Raw genomic sequence first — 20252 nt, 5'->3', positions numbered from 1 at the left:
GGGCCACAGGAGGATGCTGGCTGCCGGCTGCGTCCCCTACTCGGGGTTCTTGATGACCTCGATCATTCCGGCGATGGCCTCGTCACCGTGGCCGTCGGCCACCCGCTTGGCGAGGAAGTCCCTGATCGGGATCATGAGGTCGGGCCGGATGCCCTGGGCCTTGCTCGCCTCGACCAGCTTCACCAGGCCCACCGCGTTGAGGTCGGTGGTGGAGAACGCCGTGCCGTACTGGCCCGCGTCGACCATCTGGGCCGCGCCCTTGACGCTGGGCAGCACCACATTGGTGATCCACGCCTCGGCGTACGGCGCCAGCGCCGCGGCCGGCACCTTCTCGCTGCCGACCAGGGCGTATCCGTGCAGCGCGCTGGCCAGGGAGGACCACAGGATGCCCAGCAGCGCCAGGTCGTAGAGCGAGGCGATGCCCGCGTCGGTCCCGAGGAAGACGCTGTTGCCGCCGAGGACCTTCAGCGTCGACTCGTGGGCCTCGAAGGTGGCCTGCGAGCCGCCGTAGAAGAGCAGCGTCTGCGGCAGCCCGACGGCCGGGGGGACCGTCATGATGTAGCCGTCGAGGTATTCGGCGCCGATCTCGTCGGCCCACTTGGCCGCGTTGCGGGCGTCCTCGGGGACACCGGAGGTCAGGTTGACGATGACCTTGCCGGACAGCGAGTCCTTGACGGGGTCGAGGATCGTGTACATGGCGTCGTAGTCGACGACACAGATCACCAGGATGTCGCCGGCGGCCACGGCTGCGGCGACGTCGTCCGCGCGCACCGCGCCCTGCTCGACGAGTGCGTCCGCCTTGCCGGCGGAGCGGTTCCACACGGTTGTCCGGTGGCCCGCCTTGAGGTACGCACCGGCCAGCGCGGCTCCCATCATGCCCAGACCTAATACTGATACAGGTGCACGATTCGCATCGGCCACCACAACCACGCTCCTTCTGGCATTTATCTCGGCTTGCATACGGGTGCGCCTCGGCAACGGCCGGCATGGTGCCCCGTGTTAAGTACGCCCTTGGAAAGCTATACCGGTACCTGCGGCCGCTCAAGTACTTACTGCAAAGTACGTGCCTTGGCGACCCCACGCGGTAATCAGCAAGGAATCAAATGCCTCACGGGCGCTTTGATTACCGGAGAATTACCGGGCATGGAGAGCGTTCCGTCGCCCTGCCCGACCGGTCCCGATAGAGTCGGCCGAGGGGGCGGACCCGCGGCCGAGGAGCGATCCGTCTCGGCCATGCCCCCTGCCCGAAGGGTCGGATCCAGCCGACACCGAACCGCAGCCCCTCCGGTCAACGACCCTGCGTTACCATGGAGTTACTCGTGCGACCGGAGTCCGCACGGGCCATGCAGCGCCTTTTGTCAGCTAGCGGAGTGGGAGCATGAGCGTCAGAGTCAGGCCGACACACTGCGGACTGGACGCCGCGGTCGAAGTCATCAGCGGCAAGTGGAAAGTGGTCATCCTCTGGGCGCTTGCCCAACAGGACCGGCGCTTCGGGGAGTTGCGGCGGCTCATTCCGGGCGTGAGCGAGAAAGTCCTGTTCCAGCACCTTCGGGAGCTGGAGGCGGACGGCGTGGTCCACCGCGAGACGTACGAGGCTCCCCCGGTGCGCGTGGAGTATTCGCTGACGCCGCGGGGCTTCGCCCTCAACGAGGCTCTCAAGCCACTGGGCGCGTGGGGCCGTGAGTACCTGCCCGAGAAGGCGGAACCGGTGCCCGAGAGCATTTGATCCGTCCTCCCCTTCGTACCAGGAATTCAAGACCCGGCGTCGCAGATATGCGGCGCCGTTCTCATTGGCAGGTCACCCACAGGCCCCATCCGGCGAAATGGATCCGAGGTTACCCGGCCGTGACCGTGGTCGCGGTGTGCTCTGCGAGGATCGGGACGGGCTCGCGCGAATCCCCGTGTAGGCAAACGACCGAGGAGCCTGAATGGTGACCGCTGAAACTGACGTCGCATCCGTACTGAAAGCCGTGCGGGACATAGTCCCCAAGCTCCGCGAGAACGGCCTCGAAGCCGAGAACCGGCGTTGGCTGCCCGATGAGAATCTCGAACTCCTGGAGAAGGCCGGCGTGTTCCGCATGGCCACGCCCCGTGAGTTCGGCGGCCTCGGTTTCTCCCTGCAGGAACAGTCCAAGGTGCTGGCCGAGATCGCCCGCGGATGCGCCTCGACCAGCTGGGTCGCCATGGTCTGGGTGTCCAGCGCCTGGATGGTGACGCTCTATCCCGGCGAGCTGCAGGAGGAGATCTTCGCGAAGCCCTCCGTCCGCGTGTCCGGCGGCTTCAGCCCGACCGGCACGCTCACCCCCACCGAGGGCGGCTACACGCTCAACGGCAGGTGGGGGTTCAACTCCGGCTGCTACGGCGCGGACTGGAACATGATGCTCGCCTTCGTCGAGCGTCCGGACGGGACCCTGGACGACGCCATCGCCATGGTCCCGATCTCCGAGTTCTCGATCGAGGACGACTGGCACGCTTCCTCGCTGGCCGCCACCGGCAGCGCGACGGCAACCGCCAAGGACGTCTTCGTGCCGGCGCACCGGGTGGTCATTCCCTCGGAGGCGGCCGCGGCCATCGAGGCCGGGATCGAACTGCCCCCGCCGCCCGCCGGACGAGGGTACGGCCTCTACAGCTTCCTGTTCTCGCAGGCGGTCTCCACCTTCATCGGCATCGCGCGCGGGGCGTACGAGTTGTTCCTCGAACGGCTGCCGGGACGCGGCATCAGTTACACGTCCTGGACCGAACAGAAGGAACACCCCCTCACCCAGATCCAGGTGGGGACCGCGGCCAGCAAGATCGCCGCGGCGGAGGCCCTCGCGGCCGAGATGTACCGGACCCTCCAGGAGCGGGCCGACGCCGGTGAGGAACCGTCCCTCCAGGAGCGGGCCGCCGTACGTGGCCACAGCGCCTACGCGGTCCAGCTCGCCAAGGAGGCGGTGGAGATCCTCTACAACGCGAGCGGCGCCTCGGTCATCAAGCGCGACGTTCCGCTCCAGCGGTTCCACCGCGACATCCAGGGGCTGTCGCTGCACGGCTGGATCCTGCTGAGCGCGAACCTTGAGGTCTACGGCCGTGTCATCCTCGGCATGGACCCCGACACCCCGCTGCTCTGAGCCTTCCGCACCGGCCAGGCAGACGCCCCCGCGCCGGAGTCATCCTCCGGCGCGGGGGCGCCCCCTTGCCGCTACACGTCAGCCGACGGCCCGGGAGGAAGGCGACGTGGACGCGCGCGGAATGTCGACGGTCTTCCAGATCTGGTCGAGCGCCTCGACGAACTCCCGTACCGCTGTGGCGGTGTGCACCGCCCCGGGAGCGACGCGGAGGATCTCCTCCCCCGCCCGCACGCTCGGCGCGTTGATCGCCTGGACATAGCTGCCGTGGCGGCTGAGCAGGAGCTCGGACGCCTGCTTGCACTTCTTCTCATCACCCACGAACACGGACACGATGTGCGAGTTGTCCGAGATGAAGGGGATCTCCCGTTCCCTCAGCAGTCCGTGCATCAGCTGGGCGTTGCTCCAGAGCTGGTCGCGTTCCTTCTCCGAGCCGCGCAGGTGGCGCACGGCGGCCAGCGCGCCCGCCGCGATCGCCGGCGGCAGCGAGGTGGTGAAGATGAAGGCCCGCGAGAAGCTGCGGACGGCGTCGACGACCGCCGCGGGTCCCGCGATGTAGCCGCCGGCCGTGCCGAACCCCTTGGCGAGGGTGCCCATGATGACGGTGAACTGGTCGGCGATGCCGAGCCGCGCGGCGATACCGGCGCCCTCGGGGCCGTACATGCCCACCGCGTGCACCTCGTCGAGGAAGGTCATCGCTCCGTGGCGCTGTGCGATCTCGGCGATGTCGGCGAGCGGTGCGACGTCACCCGACATGGAGTAGACGGACTCCGCGACGATGAGCTTGGGGCGGGTGGGGTCCGCCCGCGCGATCAGTTCCTCCAGGTGCTTGACGTCGTTGTGGCGGAAGATGTGCTTCTCGGCGCCGCTGTGCCGGAGCCCGTCGATGATGGAGGCGTGGTTCAGCTCGTCGGAGAAGACGACACAGCCCTCCATGCGGCCCGCGAGGACGGTCAGGGCACCGTCGTTCGCGGTGTACCCGGAGCTGAACAGCAGCGCCTCCTCCTTGCCGTGCAGATCCGCCAGCTCGTTTTCGAGGAGCACGTGGTAGTGGTTGGTGCCCCCGATGTTGCGGGAACCGCCGGATCCGGCCCCGAATGTGTCGATGGCTTCCTTCATGGCATCCAGCACGAGCGGGTTCTGCCCCATGCCGAGGTAGTCGTTGCTGCACCAGATGCTTATTTCGAGGGAGTCGCTGTCACTCTTGGTCCGTGCGCTTGCGGCGGGAAATCGCCCGGCCAGGCGCCCGATCTCCAGGAACTCCCGTTTGCTGTCCGCGAGTTCGGCCATCTGGCGCGAAAAGATCTCCAAGTGCTGAGCCATGACGTCTACTCACTCTCTTCTTGCCGTAACGGTATCGGGCCGACTGCTGTGCTGGGTTTCTCGATTTCCCGGAAAGCTATCTCCGTGGCGTCAAGCGCCGGGTAACCCGCAGACCACCGGCGTGTGTCCCGTCCAGCGGCGGGTAACCCGCAGTTCACCGGGTTCAGTTACTGGCGGAAGAGCGAACTCCCCCACGTTTGCAGTTGAATTCCGTAAACGGCCAGTCTGACGGGAGTCGCGGTGAGTATGAGGAACGTCGGTCGCAATTACGTCCGTGAGATTCTGAGAGAGCTGTCCGCCAACCCCGGGCGGGTGGCCCTGTGGTGGCAGGGCAAGCCCGTCACGGCCGGCGAGTTCGTCTACTCGGTGACGTCCGCCGCGCAGATTCTGGACCGCCGCCGGAGCGAGGTCGGCGCAGGGAAGGACGGCCGGACGGTGGTCGGTCTGCTGACCGTCACCAACACGCCCGCCACCCTGGTCCTGCGGTACGCGGCGAACCTCATCGGCGCGATGGTGGTGCATCTGCAGACCGCCAACGCCGTAGACCCGCTGGACCGCATCAGCACCGCCGCCCGCCGCGGGATTCTCGCAGCGACCGGAACGACCCTGCTGGCCACGGACGAGGAACACCTCCCCCTCGCACGGGAGTTGTGCGCCGGGATGGCCGATGCGCCGCACCTCGTCGCTCTCGGGGCTCTCGGCGACGACGTGCTCGACCTGACCGACATCCTCGACCTCAACGCGGACGGCGGAGGCGGACCCGGCGACACGCCGGACGTCGAGATCGCCGCCGACGATCCCGCCACCGTGACCTACACCAGCGGCACCACCGGCGTCCCGAAGGGTGTCACGGTCTCCTTCGGCGTACGGCAGGCGGCCGTCACGGGGCTGCCCAAGGACGCGCGCACGGTCTATCTGTCCACGCTGCCGCTGAGCCACACCAGTGGCGCGGTCGCCGACATGGCACTGGTCTCCGGGGGGACGGTGGTCCTGCACGAGGGCTTCGACCCGGCCGGGGCCCTGGCATCGGTCGAGGCCCACCGGGTGTCGCGGATGACGGTCTCTCCCCCGCAGCTGTACATGCTCCTCGACGTGGCGGCCACCGGCGCCTTCGACCTGTCGAGCCTCAGGACGCTGACGTACTCGGGCTGCCCCGCCTCGCCGGCGCGGCTGGCCGAGGCGGTGAAGGTGTTCGGTGACGTGCTCACGCAGACCTACGGGACCACGGAGGTGGGACCCATCAGCGAGCTGGGCCCGGCCGACCACCACGACCCGAGCCTGCTCGCCACAGCCGGACGCCCGACGGCGGCGGAGGTCCGCATCCGCGACCCGTACGACCACCGCGACCTGCCCTCCGGCGAGGTCGGGGAGGTCTGCGTCCGCTCGCCGTACGCGATGCTCGGCTACTGGGGCGCGCCGGAGCTCAACGCGCGCACCATCCGTGACGGCTGGCTGCACACCGGCGACCTGGGCTGCCTCGACGAACGCGGGTACCTCCACCTCCAGGGGCGGCTGGCCGACGTGATCAAGACCAAGGGCATCAAGGTGCATCCGGCAGCCGTCGAGAACGCGCTGCTGGCCCACCCGGACGTGGTGCAGGCGGCCGTGTTCGGCGTCGCGGACGAGGACCAGGTCGAACATGTCCACGCGGCGGTGGTGCTGCGGGCGGGTGCGGCCACCGAGGCGGACGAGCTGCGCGACCAGGTGAGCCGGGAGCTCTCGGCCAACCACGCGCCGGTGGAGATCAGGTACTGCGACGAGATTCCGCTCGGGCATACCGGCAAGCCCGACAAGGCGGCGCTGCGCGCTGACGCCTGGGGGCGCAGGTGAGCGTGAACATGTCGCTGGCGTCCGTGCTCGCCGAGTCCGCCGAACGCCGGCCGGACCACCCGGCGATCGTCTTCGGCCGCGAGGAGCTGCGGTACCGGCAGCTGTGGCACGAGGCGAGGCAGTACGCCGCCGTGCTGCGCGCCGAGGGCTACGGTCCCGGTGACCGGATCGCGCTGCTGCTCCCCAACACGCCGCACTTCCCGAAGGCGTACTTCGGCGTACTCGCGCTGGGTGCGGTGGCGGTGCCCGTGCACGCCCTGCTGAAGGCCGACGAGATCTCCTACGTCCTCGGTGACTCCGCGGCGAAGGCGCTGGTGTGCGCCGAACCCCTGCTGGACGAGGGCGCCAAGGGCGCTGAAGCGGCGGGGGTGCCGCTGCTGACGGTGATGGAGGAGGCGGACAGCGGCGGTCGTACCCGCCTCGATGCGCTCGCCCGGGACATCGCGCCGCTGGACCGCCTGGTGCCGCGCATGCCGGACGACCTCGCGGTCGTGCTGTACACCTCGGGTACGACGGGCCGGCCCAAGGGGGCGATGCTCACCCAGCTCAATGTGGTCATGAACGTCGGCACCACCATGCTGTCCCCGTTCGACCTGGGCCCTGACGACGTACTGCTCGGCTGTCTGCCGCTGTTCCACACGTTCGGGCAGATCTGCGGGATGGCCACCTGCTTCCGGGCGGGCGGGACGCTGGTGCTGATGGAGCGGTTCGACGCCGCGGGGGCGATCGACCTCATGGTGCGGCACGACTGCACGGTGTTCATGGGCGTCCCCACGATGTACATCGCGCTGCTCGCGGCGGTCGGGGACGCGCGGCGGCGCCCTCGTCTGGACCGCGCGTTCTCGGGCGGTTCGGCGCTGCCGGTGACGGTGCTCCAGGAGTTCGAGGAGACCTTCGGCTGCCCGATCTACGAGGGCTACGGCCTCACCGAGACGTCTCCGGTGGTGGCGTACAACCAGAGGGCGTGGCCGTGCAGGCCCGGCACGGTGGGCCGACCGATCTGGGGCGTGGAGGTGGAGATCGCCAGGGCCGACGTGGAGGGCCGGATCGAGTTCCTCCCGGCGGGTGAGCTGGGCGAGGTCGTCATCCGCGGCCACAACGTGATGGCCGGGTATCTCAATCGGCCCCAGGCGACGGCCGAGGTACTGGTCGACGGCTGGTTCCGCTCGGGTGACCTCGGCGTGAAGGACGTCGACGGCTACCTCTCGCTCGTCGACCGCAAGAAGGACATGGTGGTCCGCGGCGGGTACAACGTGTACCCGCGCGAGGTGGAAGAGGCGCTGATGCGGCATCCGGCAGTCGCCCAGGTCGCGGTCATCGGCGTGCCGCACGAGCGGCTCGGCGAGGAGGTCTGCGCGGTGGTCTCCGTGCGGCCGGGGGCGGTGCCCGGCGCGGCACTGGCCGAGGAGATCGTGGCCTGGAGCAAGGAGAGACTGGCCGCGTACAAGTATCCGCGGATGGTGGAGTTCGTCGACGGCTTCCCGCTGGGCCCCAGTGGCAAGGTCCTCAAACGCGAGCTGGCGGCACGGTTCGGCCGCTGACAACGCGGCGGGCGGTGGCGGCCAGGGCGATGATGGTGACCGGGGGGCGCCCAGGGCCACCCGCGGGGAGCGGCTGCGGACCGCCGTGTGAGGATCGGTGCGTGAATGATCTGCGTTTCCGTCCGGCTTCCTCCGCCGACCTCTCCACCCTCGTACGCCTGCGTGACGATGCCGCCCGTTGGATGAACTCCCGTGGCACCACCGGCCAGTGGCAGCCCGGCGAACTGGACGAAGACCACTTCCGCCAGGTCATGAAGGACGGAGAGGTGTGGACGGCGGAAGTCGACGGCCGTACGGTCGGAGCCTGGGAGCTGTGGTGGGAGGACACGGACGCATGGGGCCCGCAGCCCCCGACGGCCGGCTATGTGCATCGCCTGATGGTGGACCATGCCGCCGCCCCGCCGGGAACGGGACGGCTGCTTCTGCGGGCCGCCGAGCGGCGCGTGGCCGAGGTGGGCCGTATCCTGACCCGCCTCGACTGCCTGGCAGGCAACGATCGTCTGACCGCCTACTACCTTGACGCCGGGTACCGGATCGTCGGCCGCACGGAAGCCAAGCCTCAGCCGGACGGCGCCACCAAGTCGTTCACGCTCCTCGAAAAGAGAACCGGCAACGCGGCCGCGGTAAGGCACTGACCGGCGGACGCAGAAGAGCTGGACGGTCGAGGTCGCGCCGTTCCTGATGGCAGCGGTGCCGGTCACTCGGTCGCTGTACGCACGGGTCACCGGTGAGCGGCCGAGCACGGCCCAGGGCGACCGGCTGCCGGTCGAGGGCGTTTCATGGTGGGACGCGGTGCGGTTCTGCAATGCGTTGTCCGCTCAGGAAGGCCTGACACCCGCTTACCGTCTCCCTGCCGGCGAAGAGGCGGTCGCGTGGAACACCTCTGCCGATGGTTACCGGCTGCCGACCGAGGCCGAGTGGGAACACGCCTGCCGCGCCGGTACCACCGGTCCTCGGCACGGCCGGCTCGACGCCGAGGCGTACGGCACCTACCGCGTGCTCCGTGGCGGTGGCTGGGCCGACGAGCACTGGAGCTGCCGGGCCTCGGTGCGGCGGCGCAGCCACCCGACCTTCCGGATCGACGACGTGGGGTTTCGTATCGCGCGCTGACCGCGAGGTCCCACGTCCGGGGGTTCCGGGTGGCGGCCCGGTGGATCACCGCGGACGATGGTGCTCGTACCCCCGGCGCGGCAGCAGATCTCCTGCGGCCGCGCTGCGCATGTGCAGCGCACGACCGGCGGCCTCAGGAGGTGATCGGGTGCGGACTCCCCCCAGGCCTCACTCCGGCTTGCGCCCGAAAGCGGTACGGCCCTCGCTGAGGAACTGGCGGTCACGGGTGTCCCTGGGAGTGATCGAGCTGGTCCTCCTCATCACCACGTGGCTGCAGGCTCGGTTCGGCCGGGAGGACTTCCTCCATGCGCTGACGTTCCCCGGCCGGGTCACCGGTGCCGTTCTCCTCGCGGTCTCGTTCACCACGCTGGTGGGCGCCGTCGCCGTCCTGGACCACTGGGTCCAGCACTGTTTCCCCTACTCCGGCCTGGTCGCACTGATCGCCACGTTCACGGCCTTGCTGACCAACGCCATGATCTTGACCGAGACGTGGAAGGACGGCGATTCCACGGTCTACAAGGCGCTGTTCGGCGCACTCACGGCGGGTTCGGCATGGGCTGTCTTCGCCGTGTGGCGGACGTCGGTCACGGTTCCCGCGCCCAAGCGAGTGGCCGTCGCGGTGATCGTTCCCTCGCTCATCGCCGTCGCCAACTTCGGCTACCAGAGCCTCTATCAGCCGTACGAGCGGGAAACCAGGCCCATCATCACGTTGTCCGTGGGGAAGGCGGTGCTGAGCACGGACCGCAAGGCGTTCGCCGTACCGGTCGACATCACCCTGCAGAACCTGGGCGAGAGGAGTTTCTATGTGCTCGGCTCCGAATTCCACGCGATGGCGCAAAGAGTGGCGCTCAGCCCCAAGGACCGCCTCCGCCAGCAGTGGCGAGCCGACGCCGATCAGTGGTCCAGACTCCCGGAAGTGAACCCGCTCTCCCGCAGGGAGGTACACCAGCCTGGCGATTTGCTGACGGCACAACCATGGATGCCCTATGGACAGTGGATCGAGTCGAGCGACACCTTCGCCACGCAACTGGTGGTGGAGCTGCCCATCAAAACTCCATATGATCAGGTGACTCTCTACGCTACTGCGAGCCTAGCGCGCAAGGACCGGCTCGTGATGCAGCCACCCCTCAATTATCTGACGAAATCCTGGGGCGGGAAAGGGGTGCCCGAATGGGTGAAGAAACAACAGGCGAAGGACAGGGACTCCGACTTCATTGTCTACCGTGCCAGGGTGCACGAGAACAACGCGGTCGACGAGCACACCAGGGATGCGCGTTTCGTCACCGTCGACTGGAGGTTCGGCCCGCACGGAGTGACGGTGGCGTCGTCCATCGCGCGCGAGGGTGAGGAGAGCCGCGTGCCCAGCCCTTCGGAGCAACGTGAGGTGGCGAGCCGGTACGGCCTCATCGACCTCGTCACGGGCCCCTACGTGCGCAACCTGTGGGACATCAAGAGCCAGCACTGACGGGGAGCGCCGCGCCCGGCGCGCCGGTGTGCCGGTCCAGTCGCTCCAGCCAGGCCACCAGCGCGAGTGAGCTGTTCATCCGGTCCCAGGCGTACGAGTCCCCTATGCCCAGCTGCGCCTCCCGCACGGCCCGGCACAGCGTTTCGACGTCGAACATCTCGGCGATCAGCGGATGCCGGGCGGAGCGGCACAGGGCGATGAGTTCGTCGCCGTGGGTCCGCAGGCCGCGGGCGTAGAGGTCGTTGAAGGGGACCTTGACCGACCGGCCGCGGATCGGGGCGGGGAGCAGGTCTGCCATGGCCTCGCGGAGCACAGCCTTCGGACGGCCCGGCCGGAAGGCGGCTGCGGCGGGGAGGCGGCTCATCGTGGCGACGACCTCCGGGTCGAGGAAGGGGTGCGAGAGGAAGAACCCGTCCTGCCGCGCGCGATGCCAGGACAGCGGGTCGGGCGCGGCCATGTAGGTGGCGGCGTCGTACAGCGACTGTTCCGGTCTGCGCCCGAACACGAAGTGGCTCTCCTCGATGACGGCTTCCCGGTATCCGTGAGCCCGCGCGAATCCGGGCCGCAGCCATCGGGGGCGGTTGAAGGTGCCGAGGCCGCCGAGGACCGTTCCGCCGCGGAGCAGTGCGGTGAACCGTTCGGACATGAGGGGAAGGGCCGGCTGGACCACGTAGGCGTAGACGACGTCCCGCAGGCCCCGCTCGCTCCCCTCGGCCCAGGCACGTGCCTGCTGGGTCATCTGCCGCAGCCGCCCCGTGCGGGCGAGCCTGTGCAGGTGGAACGGGTTGGCGTCGGCGAGGGGATCGGCTCCGCAGCCGGTCAGGAGGGTGTCGCAGCCCAGCTCCGCGGCCTCGCCGTGGAGTCTGCTCCAGAACGGGGCGCGGAAGGCGTGCGCGTGCGGCTCGTCCGCGTCGCCCGCGTGGTGCGGGAAGTCGTCGAAGTCGGCCACGTCGTCGGCATCGACGACGACCGGGCGGGCCGCGGGTATGTGCCGCCGGATCTCCTCCAGCGCGATGTCGAGGTACGGCCGCTCCGCGGCCAGCTCTCCGCGCGAAAAGCGTCCGGCGAGCAGGACGAGGTCCCCGGGGCCGCCCCGCCCCTCGGCCAGCAGCCGTGCGGCGAGCAGCGCGACGCTGGTGGAGTCGGTGCCGCCCGAGACGTGGCATGCCGTCATCGTGCCCATACGGCGTCCGACGGCGTTCTCAAGTGCCAGGCGCACCTCCCGCGCGGCCTCGGCGAGGTGCGGACCGTCGGCCGTCGGCGTGGGCGGGGCGGTGACCCGGGGGGCGGGTTGGCGTGTACGACTGCGCAGGTGCCCGGTCGGGGAGAGCTCCACCACCTCTCCACCGAGGACGCGGTGTACCCCGGTGAACGGGGTGAGGTGCGTGTGCGGTTGGGCCGTGTTCCCGGTGAGGTACCGGCAGAAGTAGCGGGGTTCCAGCTCTGTGGCGCTGCCCAGGCTGCGGGCGGAGGTGCTCACGGCGTTCACGCGGCCGTGGGACGCCCTGAAGAACAGCGGGATGCGTGCCTGCTGGTCGCGTATCAGGAGGACGCGGTGGTGGCAGACGAGAACGGCCGCGTAGTCGCCGGGCGGCAGCGGCGGGATGGCTCCCGGCCGGCCGAAGGTGTCGAGGAGGCCGTGGGCGCCCGCCGCCCGGTCGCGGGCCGAGCCGACCCAGCCGACGACGGCCGCGGTGCCGACCGGCGAGGAGACCGTCGTCACGAGTCCCTGACGCGCCATGGCGTCGGCGGTGCGCAGCCTCGGTGCGCCGCCGGCCCACTCAAGGCGGAGCGCATCGGCATCCATGTCACTGTCCCCCGCAGCCGATCGAGAGCACGGGGGTGAAGGCGTGCCCGCGCGGATCGGCGTCGGGAACGCACAGGCCGGCCGAGGCGGTCCAGGCGTGCAGGGCGAAGGGGTGTTCGCGCACTCCGACGTGGAGTACGGCCTGCAGACCGCGCCGCCGCAGCAGGACGAAGGCCGTCACGGCCTCGGACTTGCAGTCACCGTTGACGAACCAGCTGCGGCGGCTGTGGGTCTGCACCGCTCGCTTCAGCCGTAGGACCTCCTTGGCGGAGGGGAGGTCGGCGCGGGCGTAGCCCGGGGCCGCCAAGGACAGCAGCCGGAGGACGCGCCCGAATCCCACGGTCCGGATCAGCAGGTGCACTCCTCGCAGCCAGGGCCCGACGGCGGCGTCCGTGTGCCTCTTGCGGCGGCCGGGCGCGCAGCGGGCGCGGGCGAGAACGGTGACGAGTTCGGCGCGTTCCTGAGGGGTTCCCTCAGCGAACTTCTGGACGTCCGACGCCGCCATCCCGAGAAAACGCGTCCGCTTCCAGTCGGCGATCAGTGCCCCGTCGGACATCCGGGTGACACGGCAGTGCGGTGACAGGATCCTGGCCATGGCTTCCAGGGCATCGGTGTCCTCTGCCACCGCACATCCTCCAGGGTTCCGCCACGGACGGTGTCAGGACTGGTATCCGTGGCCGTCGTAGAGTCCGCCGCTGAAACCCCGGATCAGGCGGCCGTTGCCGAGCAGGACCAGCTGACGCGGCATGCGGCGCCGCAGCAATCGGAGAAACATCGCCTACCTCCAGAATCGGGCAGGACCGATCAGCTCCAGGCTACGCCTCCACGAATGGCCCGCAACCGGGCCACTGGTGGAGCGGCCCGGCGCACGGGTTGTTCGGGTCCAGGCGCTCCGCGCCGTCAGGGCACCTCCGGGCGGCGGTACTCGCCCATCGCGTCGATGAGCCAGCGTGCCAGGTAGTCGGCGAACGAGGAGCGCGGGAACAGCCGGTACGTCGGCCGGTCGTCGGTCTGCCAGAGCAGTACCGCGACGGGGCCCACCGTGGTCGACACCGCCCGGCCCGGTCCGAAGACCCGGGGATGCAGGTCCAGCGGGCAGCCCTTCTCCAGCACCTGCCGGGCGGCCGGGCCGCTCAGTTCCAGCGTGGTGCGGTTCGCGGAGACGTCCACCACCGAGCCCGGGGATTCGGCGAGCGCCTCGCGCAACCCGGCGGTCACAGCGGTGGCTTCCGTCCGGGACAGCACGAGCCATTCGTCGGGGCCGAGCCAGACGACCGTGTGGGGGCCGGATGCGGTGGTACGGCCGCACTGGCGAGGGAGCGGCGTGTTCAGGGTCTTCTCGATGCGGGCGGCCGCTTCGGAGGCGGGGTCGACGCGCAGGTTGACCATGGTGACGAACGGCCGCTCGGTCAGCGCGACGCCGCGGGCGCCGGTGACGGTGGCGGCGCGCATCCGCTGCGCCAGGTGTGCCAGCGGGCTCACCCGCGCGTCGATCGTCGGCTCAGCCATCGCGCCTGGTCCCTTCGGGGTCGTAGAGGACGGAGTCGGTCACCTCGACGGGCACGAGCTGCTCCCCCACCGGAGCGAGCAGGGTCTCGCCGATCCTTGCCCGTCCGTCGGCGACGAGGGCGAGGGCGAAGGGGCGGCCGAGGGCCTGGCTGTGGTAGCTGGAGGTGACGTGCCCGAGCATCGGCACCGGCCCGGCCCCGGGGGTGACGGGCACGTCCGGGGCCACCAGTTGGGTGCCCTCGGGCAGCCGGGTCGTGCGGTCGCTCGGCAGCAGGCCGACCAGTTGCCTGCGGTCGGTGCGGCGGGTGTCGGCGCGGGCGTGGGACCGCTTGCCGATGAAGTCCTTCTGCTTCGAGACCGCCCAGGACATGCCGGCGTCCTGCGGGGTGACGGTGCCGTCGGTGTCCTGGCCGACGATGATGTAGCCCTTCTCGGCGCGCAGGACGTGCATGGTCTCGGTGCCGTAGGGGGTGATGCCGTACGGCTGACCGGCCTCGTACACCTGCGTCCAGACAGCCAGGCCGTACCACGCCGAGACGTTGATCTCGTAGGCGAGTTCGCCGGAGAAGGAGATCCGGCAGACGCGGGCCGGGATGCCGGAGGCCAGGGTGGTCTCGCGGAAGGCCATGAAGGGGAAGGCCTCCGCCGACAGGTCGAGGTCCGGGGCGAGGCGGGCCACGACCTGGCGCGACCGCGGGCCCACGACGGCGATCGTCGCCCACTGTTCGGTCACCGAGGTGCAGTGCACGTCGAGTTCGGGCCACTCGGTCTGCAGCCACTCCTCCAGCCAGTCCAGGACCGCGGCGGCGCCGCCGGTCGTGGTGGTCATGAAGTAGCGGTTGTCGTCGAGGCGGAGGGTCACGCCGTCGTCGAAGATCATGCCGTCGGGCTTGCACATCACGCCGTAGCGGGCCGTGCCGGGCTTGAGCTTCTTGAAGGCGTTGGTGTAGACGCGGTTCAGGAACTCGCCCGCGCCCGTGCCCCAGATCTCGATCTTGCCGAGGGTGGAGGCGTCCATGAACGCCACGCCCTCACGGGCGGCCCGGCACTCGCGGGCCACGGCGGTGTCCATGTCCTCACCGGGCCGGGGGTAGTACCGGGGGCGCTTCCACTGCCCGACGTCCTCGAACACCGCGCCGTGCGCGACGTGCCAGCGGTGGACGGACGTGGTGCGCTCGGGTGCGAACAGCTCACCGCGCTCCCGCCCGGCCAGGGCGGCGAAGGCCACCGGTGTGTACGGCGCCCGGTAGGCCGTGGTGCCGATCTCTCCCGGTGACCCCCCGAGGGCCTCGGCGATCACACCGATCGCGTTGACGCCGGACGTCTTGCCCTGGTCGTTCGCCGTCCCGAGAGAGGTGTAGCGCTTGACGTGTTCGACGCCGCGCATGCCGGCGCCGGTGGAGCGCCGGACGTCGGCGACGGTGACATCGCGCTGGAGGTCGACGAAGTGGGTGTCCCAGGTGCGGGGTTCGCCGTCCGGTGCGGGGACCAGCCACAGGGGGCGCACCGGGCCTGCGGGCCGGGCATCGCCGGGTGGCGGTACGGCGACCGGGAAGCCGGCGTCCGTCGCCGCCCGCGCACCGGCCCGCACCCCTTCGGCGAGGCAGCCTTCGAGGTCGTACGTCCCGCGGGCCGCACCGACGACGTGCTGGTGCCGCACGGCGCCGTCGGGGACGAAGGCGACCAGGTCCTCGTCCCAGCGCAGCCGGCCCCGGCGCTGGCTGTGCAGGTGCACCACCGGACTCCATCCGCCCGAGACGGCGAGCAGGTCGCAGTCGAACGACTCGGCGCTGCCGGTGAGTTGACCGTCGGCGTCCAGACCCTGCACGGCCACACCGGTGAGCCTGGCGTCGCCCGCGGTGCCGACCACCGCGCTGCCGGTCAGCACCCGTACGCCGGTCGCCGTGCCGACCTCGGCGGCGCGGCGGGACAGCCCGGGGCGGGCGTCCACGACGGCGGCGATCTCGATGCCCGCGGCGTGCAGGTCCGCGACGGTGTCGTAGGCGCTGTCGTTGGTCGTGCTGACCACGGCCCGCGAACCGGGCGCGACGGCGTACCGGTTGAGGTAGGAGCGTACGGCCGCGGCGAGCATCACCCCGGGGCGGTCGTTGCCGGCGAAGACCAGCGGACGCTCGTGCGCGCCGGTCGCCAGGACGACCTGGCGGGCGCGCATGTGCCACAGGCGCTGGCGTGAGACGCCCTCGGGGGCAGCGGATCCGAGGTGGTCGGTGCGCCGCTGGAGGGCCAGCACGTAGTTGTCGTCGTACGACCCGAAGGCCGTGGTGCGTTGCAGTACGACGGCCTCGGGAGCGGCGTCGAGCACCGCGCGGAACCCGGCGACCCGGTCGAGGTCGGCCCGCGTGCCCGAGAGCAGCGAACCGCCCGGCTCGGACTGGTCGTCGACGAGGATCACGCGGGCGCCGGAGCCGGCGGCGGTCGCGGCGGCCGCGAGACCGGCCGGTCCGGCGCCGACGACCAGGACGTCGGTGTGGGCGTACTTCTTGTCGTAGACGGCGGGGTCGGGGGCCGGGTCGAGCCGGCCCATGCCGGACAGAGTGGTGGCGGACAGGCCGTCGTACAGCTCCACGGTCGTCGCCGGGAGCATGCCCTCGGAGCACGGGCCGTCGAGCTGCAGCAGGGCGTTGGGCTCCTCGACGCCCCCGGCGACGATGCCGCGCGGACGGCCGCGGTAGAGCGACGGGGCCACGTGGATGATGCCGTTCGCCAGCATGGCCGAGGCGACGGTGTCTCCGGGGTGGCCGGTCAGCTCCCGTCCGTCGACGGTGAAGCGCAGCTGCGTGCCGCGGTCGATGCGGCCTCCTCGCCGGAGCCTGTACTGCTGGTGGGTCATCGGGTTCCTCCGGCCTGGGGCGGTTCCGGGCGGGGCTCGTCGAGCCGGTAGACGGCGAGCACCTCGTGGCTGGCGGTGTCGCGCAGGACGTTGAACCAGCGGCGGCAGCCGGTGCTGTGCACCCAGCGCTCCGCGAAGGGGCCCTTGGGGTTGTCGCGGTAGAAGACGTACTCGGCCCACTGCTCGTCGGTGAGGTCCGCGGGGTTGTCGGGGTGGGGGACGTGCGCCTGTCCCCCGTAGTGGTACTCGGTCTCGTCACGGGGCCCGCACCACGGGCAGCTGATCAGCAGCACGTTGTCCTCCTCAGTGGGCCACGGCTGCCGCGCCGTGTTCGTCGATCAGGGCGCCCGTCGCGAAACGGTCGAGGGCGAAGGGCGCGTTCAGCGGGTGCGGTGCGCCCGTGGCGATGGTGTGCGCGAAGGTCCAGCCGGCGGCCGGGGTGGCCTTGAACCCACCTGTGCCCCAGCCGCAGTTGACGTACAGGTTCTCGACGGGAGTGGTGCCGATGACCGGGGAGGCGTCCGGGGTGACGTCGACGATGCCGCCCCAGGTCCGCAGCACATGCGCCCGCGCGAAGACGGGGAACAGCTCCACGGCGGCGGCCATCTGCTGCTCGATCACATGGAAGGAACCACGCTGACCGTAGCCGTTGTACGAGTCGACGCCCGCGCCCATCACGAGTTCGCCCTTGTGCGCCTGGGACACATAGACATGTACGTGGTTGGACATGACCACCGTCGGGTGGACCGGCTCGTGCAGCTCGGAGACCAGCGCCTGCAGCGGATGGGACTGCATCGGCAGGCGGAAGCCGGCGCGCTCGGCCAGCACGCTGCTGTGCCCGGCCGCCGCCAGGCCGACCCGGCCGGCGAGGATGCGGCCGCGGTCGGTGGTGACGCCGACGACCCGGTCGCCGTCCTTGAGGAAGCCGGTGACCTCACAGCCCTGGATCAGGTCCACGCCCAGTTCGTCGGCCCGGCGGGCCAGCGCCCAGGCGACGTGGTCGTGCTTGGCGATGCCGGCCCGCGGCTGGAAGGTGGCGCCGAGGACCGGGTACCGGGTGCGGGACGAGACGTTGAGGATGGGGCAGATTTCGGCGACCTCGTCCGGCTCCAGCCACTCGGCGTCGACTCCGTTGAGGCGGTTGGCGCCCACGCGGCGCACGCCCTCGCGGACGTCCTGGAGGGTGTGCGCGAGGTTGAGGACACCGCGCTGGCTGAACAGGAAGTCGTAGTCCAGCTCCTCCGGGAGTCCCTCCCACAGCTTGAGCGCGTGCTCGTAGATCGCCGCGCTCTCGTCCCAGAGGTAGTTGGAGCGGATGATGGTGGTGTTGCGGGCCATGTTGCCGCCGGCGATCCAGCCCTTCTCCAGGACGGCGACGTCGGTGATGCCGTGGTTCTTCGCGAGGTAGTAGGCGGTGGCCAGGCCGTGGCCGCCCGCGCCGATGATGACGACGTCGTACGAGGAGCGCGGCTCGGGGTTGCGCCAGAGGAAGTCCGGGTGTTCCGGGAGCGGCTCGGCGGTCATGCCGCGTCTCCGTTCAGGTGGGGGTAGAGGGGGAAGGCGGCGGCGAGCTTCCCGACCCGGGCGCGCAGTTCGTCGTCGGGCTGTCCGCCCTTCAGTGCCTCGGCGATGATGTCGGCGACCTCCCGGAACTCCGGCTCGCCGAAGCCGCGGGTGGCCAGGGCGGGGGTACCGATCCGCAGTCCCGACGACACCATGGGCGGACGTGGGTCGAAGGGCACCGCGTTGCGGTTGACGGTGATGCCGATGCGGTGCAGCCGGTCCTCGGCCTGCCGGCCGTCGAGCGCGGAGCCGCGCAGGTCGACGAGGACGAGGTGGACTTCGGTGCCGCCGGTCAGCACCGTGATCCCGGCCTCGGCCACGTCGTCGGCCAGCAGCCGTCCGGCGAGGATGCGGGCGCCGGCCAGGGTGCGTTGCTGCCGCTCCTTGAACTCCTCCCCCGCCGCCACCTTGAAGGCCACCGCCTTCGCCGCGATGACGTGCTCCAGCGGGCCGCCCTGCTGGCCCGGGAAGACCGCGGAGTTGATCTTCTTGGCCAGGTCGGCACGGCTGAGGATCACACCGCCGCGCGGGCCGCCGAGGGTCTTGTGCGTGGTGGTCGTGACGACGTCGGCGTGCGGCACCGGGCTCGGGTGCAGGCCCGCGGCCACCAGGCCGGCGAAGTGCGCCATGTCCACCATCAGGTACGCGCCCACCGCGTCGGCGATGCGCCGGAACGCGGCGAAGTCCAGCCGGCGGGGGTAGGCCGACCAGCCCGCGATGATCATCCTGGGCCGGTGGGCGAGCGCGAGCTGCTCGACCTCGTCCATGTCGATGCGCAGGTCGGACTCGCGCACGTGGTAGGGCACGACGTGGTACAGCTTGCCGGAGTAGTTGACGCGCATGCCGTGGGTCAGGTGGCCGCCGTGCGCCAGGTCGAGGCCGAGGATCGTGTCGCCGGGCTGGAGCAGCGCGAACATCGCGGCCGCGTTGGCCTGGGCGCCCGAGTGCGGCTGTACGTTCGCGGCCTCGGCGCCGAACAGTTCCTTCACCCGGGCGATGGCCAACTGCTCGATGGTGTCGACGTGTTCGCATCCGCCGTAGTAGCGGCGGCCCGGGTAGCCCTCGGCGTACTTGTTGGTCAGCACCGAGCCCTGGGCCTCCAGCACGGCGGCCGGGGCGAAGTTCTCGGAGGCGATCATCTCCAGCGTGGACTGCTGGCGGTGCAGTTCGGCGTCGACGGCGGTGGCGACGTCCGGGTCGAGTTCGCTGAGCGGGAGGGAGAGGAGGGAGGCGGGCGGGGTGGACGACGGGTTCGTTGCCATCTGTGCACCATCCTGACAGCCAACTAATGGGCAACTGATATATCAGCCTCTGCGGTAAGGTATGGGAGCGCGCCGGACAGGTCAAGGGGACATCCATGCAGCAGGTGGCGGCCGATTCCAGGAGCAGGGAGCCAGGGAGCGCAGAGCCCGGGAGTGAGGAGCTGTCCCTCGCCGAACGCGCCTACCGGGCCATCCGTGACCGGCTCGTCATGCTGGAGATCCGCCCGGGCGCGCCGGTCAACGAGGAGCAGCTCGGCCAGTCCCTCGGCGTCGGACGGACGCCGGTGCGCGAGGCGCTCAAGCGGCTCCAGTACGAGCGCCTCATCACGGCGTACCCCCGACGCGGCACCTTCGCCACCGACGTCAACATCACCGACCTGGCCCACATCTCCGAGGTGCGCCGGGAGCTGGAGCCGCTGGCCGCCGCGCAGGCCGCGCGGCGCGCCACGGCCACGGACCGCGCGAACCTGACCGCTCTACGGCGGGAGCTGGCGGGCCCGGACTCCCGCGGGCGCGACGCCGCCGCACTCATGCGCCTCGACCTCCAGGTCCATCGCGCCATCTACGCCGCCACGCACAACCCCTACCTGGAGGACACCCTCGTCCGCCACGACAACCTGGCCACCCGCATCTGGTGTCTGTTCGTCGACCGGCTGTCCGACATGGCCGGCCACATCGAGGAACACGGACCGCTGATCGAGGCGATCGTCACCGGTGACTCCGCCAGGGCGGCACAGCTCGCCCGTAGCCACGTCGAAGGCTTCGAACAGGCCATCCGGGACGCCATCTGACATATCGCCCCCATCCCGTCACGCTTGTCACCTGCGCATACTCCAGAGCCACCACGTTCTGGCAGCCGGCGCGCTCCGGCTCACGCCGGAAGA

At 70.4% G+C, this 20252-nt stretch carries 16 protein-coding genes and 1 pseudogene; 8 read left to right on the top strand and 9 right to left on the bottom strand.

The genetic code is table 11. The features are described 5' to 3' along the window. Window positions 1-36: 36 nt before the first annotated feature. Window positions 37-960, bottom strand: a complete 924-nt coding sequence (locus tag ABT171_RS29370) for an NAD(P)-dependent oxidoreductase (protein WP_503077114.1) — start codon at window positions 958-960, stop codon at window positions 37-39. 418 nt (window positions 961-1378) lie between these two features. On the opposite strand from ABT171_RS29370, the gene ABT171_RS29365 reads away from it, so the two are divergent. Together ABT171_RS29365 and ABT171_RS29360 are read left to right on the top strand one after the other, a co-directional pair. Then, complete coding sequence (locus ABT171_RS29365) at window positions 1379-1726, top strand: winged helix-turn-helix transcriptional regulator (protein ID WP_351248982.1); 348 nt, start codon at window positions 1379-1381, stop codon at window positions 1724-1726. A 202-nt stretch (window positions 1727-1928) separates the two neighbouring features. Beyond that, window positions 1929-3110, top strand: coding sequence for an acyl-CoA dehydrogenase family protein (locus ABT171_RS29360; protein ID WP_351248980.1), 1182 nt, complete (start codon window positions 1929-1931; stop codon window positions 3108-3110). Between the two features lie 78 nt (window positions 3111-3188). On the opposite strand, the gene hemA is transcribed toward ABT171_RS29360, so the two are convergent. After that, window positions 3189-4430, bottom strand: a complete 1242-nt coding sequence (gene hemA, locus ABT171_RS29355; protein ID WP_351248978.1) for a 5-aminolevulinate synthase — start codon at window positions 4428-4430, stop codon at window positions 3189-3191. A gap of 246 nt (window positions 4431-4676) precedes the next feature. Between hemA and ABT171_RS29350 the strand changes: the two genes are divergently transcribed. From ABT171_RS29350 to ABT171_RS29330, 5 genes and pseudogenes are all read left to right on the top strand, one after another. Next, complete coding sequence (locus ABT171_RS29350; protein WP_351248976.1) at window positions 4677-6260, top strand: ANL family adenylate-forming protein; 1584 nt, start codon at window positions 4677-4679, stop codon at window positions 6258-6260. 8 nt (window positions 6261-6268) lie between these two features. After that, the gene (locus tag ABT171_RS29345; RefSeq protein WP_503077112.1) at window positions 6269-7801 is read left to right on the top strand and encodes a long-chain-fatty-acid--CoA ligase; all 1533 of its coding nucleotides are present in this window, start codon (window positions 6269-6271) and stop codon (window positions 7799-7801) included. Window positions 7802-7902: 101 nt separating this feature from the next. Continuing rightward, window positions 7903-8436, top strand: coding sequence for a GNAT family N-acetyltransferase (locus ABT171_RS29340; protein ID WP_351248974.1), 534 nt, complete (start codon window positions 7903-7905; stop codon window positions 8434-8436). After that, window positions 8432-8911: pseudogene (locus tag ABT171_RS29335) on the top strand (formylglycine-generating enzyme family protein); the annotation flags it as partial. The gene ABT171_RS29340 and the pseudogene ABT171_RS29335, both read left to right, overlap by 5 nt. A gap of 238 nt (window positions 8912-9149) precedes the next feature. Beyond that, window positions 9150-10376 (top strand): hypothetical protein, encoded by a 1227-nt coding sequence (locus ABT171_RS29330; RefSeq protein WP_351248972.1) that lies wholly within the window; start codon window positions 9150-9152, stop codon window positions 10374-10376. Here the strand turns inward: ABT171_RS29330 and ABT171_RS29325 are convergent. The 7 genes from ABT171_RS29325 to glyA form a co-directional block, all read right to left on the bottom strand. Then, window positions 10360-12183, bottom strand: coding sequence for an asparagine synthase-related protein (locus ABT171_RS29325; RefSeq protein ID WP_351248970.1), 1824 nt, complete (start codon window positions 12181-12183; stop codon window positions 10360-10362). The two genes, ABT171_RS29330 and ABT171_RS29325, sit on opposite strands and share 17 nt — an antisense overlap. A 1-nt stretch (window position 12184) precedes the next feature. Continuing rightward, entirely contained in the window at window positions 12185-12808 is a 624-nt protein-coding gene (locus tag ABT171_RS29320) for a lasso peptide biosynthesis B2 protein (protein ID WP_351248968.1), read from the bottom strand. 275 nt (window positions 12809-13083) lie between these two features. Beyond that, complete coding sequence (locus tag ABT171_RS29315) at window positions 13084-13692, bottom strand: sarcosine oxidase subunit gamma (protein WP_351248966.1); 609 nt, start codon at window positions 13690-13692, stop codon at window positions 13084-13086. Continuing rightward, entirely contained in the window at window positions 13685-16543 is a 2859-nt protein-coding gene (locus ABT171_RS29310) for a sarcosine oxidase subunit alpha family protein (RefSeq protein WP_351248964.1), read from the bottom strand. Before ABT171_RS29310 ends, ABT171_RS29315 begins: the two co-directional genes overlap by 8 nt. Next, window positions 16540-16836: a sarcosine oxidase subunit delta gene (locus ABT171_RS29305; RefSeq protein ID WP_351248962.1), complete on the bottom strand. Its 297-nt coding sequence runs from the start codon at window positions 16834-16836 to the stop codon at window positions 16540-16542. The genes ABT171_RS29310 and ABT171_RS29305 overlap by 4 nt, the downstream gene beginning before the upstream one ends. A 10-nt stretch (window positions 16837-16846) precedes the next feature. Continuing rightward, a complete protein-coding gene (locus ABT171_RS29300; RefSeq protein ID WP_351248960.1) occupies window positions 16847-18067 on the bottom strand; it encodes a sarcosine oxidase subunit beta family protein in 1221 nt (406 codons plus the stop codon). Continuing rightward, on the bottom strand, window positions 18064-19368 hold the full coding sequence (glyA, locus tag ABT171_RS29295; RefSeq protein WP_351248958.1) for a serine hydroxymethyltransferase: 1305 nt from the start codon (window positions 19366-19368) through the stop codon (window positions 18064-18066). The genes ABT171_RS29300 and glyA overlap by 4 nt, the downstream gene beginning before the upstream one ends. A gap of 95 nt (window positions 19369-19463) precedes the next feature. Here glyA and ABT171_RS29290 point away from each other — a divergent pair, with 95 nt between their 5' ends. Beyond that, window positions 19464-20159: a GntR family transcriptional regulator gene (locus tag ABT171_RS29290; RefSeq protein WP_351248956.1), complete on the top strand. Its 696-nt coding sequence runs from the start codon at window positions 19464-19466 to the stop codon at window positions 20157-20159. Window positions 20160-20252 lie beyond the last annotated feature (93 nt).

It is taken from the genome of Streptomyces sp. NPDC001851, from assembly GCF_040297165.1.
Taxonomy (GTDB): Bacteria; Actinomycetota; Actinomycetes; order Streptomycetales; family Streptomycetaceae; genus Streptomyces.
This window is presented reverse-complemented; position numbering and strand designations above follow the sequence as displayed.

Excerpts from the sequence above, each read along its gene's own strand:
- ABT171_RS29370 (WP_503077114.1), bottom strand. The coding sequence starts at position 960 with ATGCAAGCCGAGATAAATGCCAGAAGGAGCGTGGTTGTGGTGGCCGAT.
- ABT171_RS29365 (WP_351248982.1), top strand. The coding sequence starts at position 1,379 with ATGAGCGTCAGAGTCAGGCCGACACACTGCGGACTGGACGCCGCGGTC.
- ABT171_RS29360 (WP_351248980.1), top strand. The coding sequence starts at position 1,929 with ATGGTGACCGCTGAAACTGACGTCGCATCCGTACTGAAAGCCGTGCGG.
- hemA (WP_351248978.1), bottom strand. The coding sequence starts at position 4,430 with ATGGCTCAGCACTTGGAGATCTTTTCGCGCCAGATGGCCGAACTCGCG.
- ABT171_RS29350 (WP_351248976.1), top strand. The coding sequence starts at position 4,677 with ATGAGGAACGTCGGTCGCAATTACGTCCGTGAGATTCTGAGAGAGCTG.
- ABT171_RS29345 (WP_503077112.1), top strand. The coding sequence starts at position 6,269 with ATGTCGCTGGCGTCCGTGCTCGCCGAGTCCGCCGAACGCCGGCCGGAC.
- ABT171_RS29325 (WP_351248970.1), bottom strand. The coding sequence starts at position 12,183 with ATGGATGCCGATGCGCTCCGCCTTGAGTGGGCCGGCGGCGCACCGAGG.
- ABT171_RS29315 (WP_351248966.1), bottom strand. The coding sequence starts at position 13,692 with ATGGCTGAGCCGACGATCGACGCGCGGGTGAGCCCGCTGGCACACCTG.
- ABT171_RS29310 (WP_351248964.1), bottom strand. The coding sequence starts at position 16,543 with ATGACCCACCAGCAGTACAGGCTCCGGCGAGGAGGCCGCATCGACCGC.
- ABT171_RS29300 (WP_351248960.1), bottom strand. The coding sequence starts at position 18,067 with ATGACCGCCGAGCCGCTCCCGGAACACCCGGACTTCCTCTGGCGCAAC.
- glyA (WP_351248958.1), bottom strand. The coding sequence starts at position 19,368 with ATGGCAACGAACCCGTCGTCCACCCCGCCCGCCTCCCTCCTCTCCCTC.
- ABT171_RS29290 (WP_351248956.1), top strand. The coding sequence starts at position 19,464 with ATGCAGCAGGTGGCGGCCGATTCCAGGAGCAGGGAGCCAGGGAGCGCA.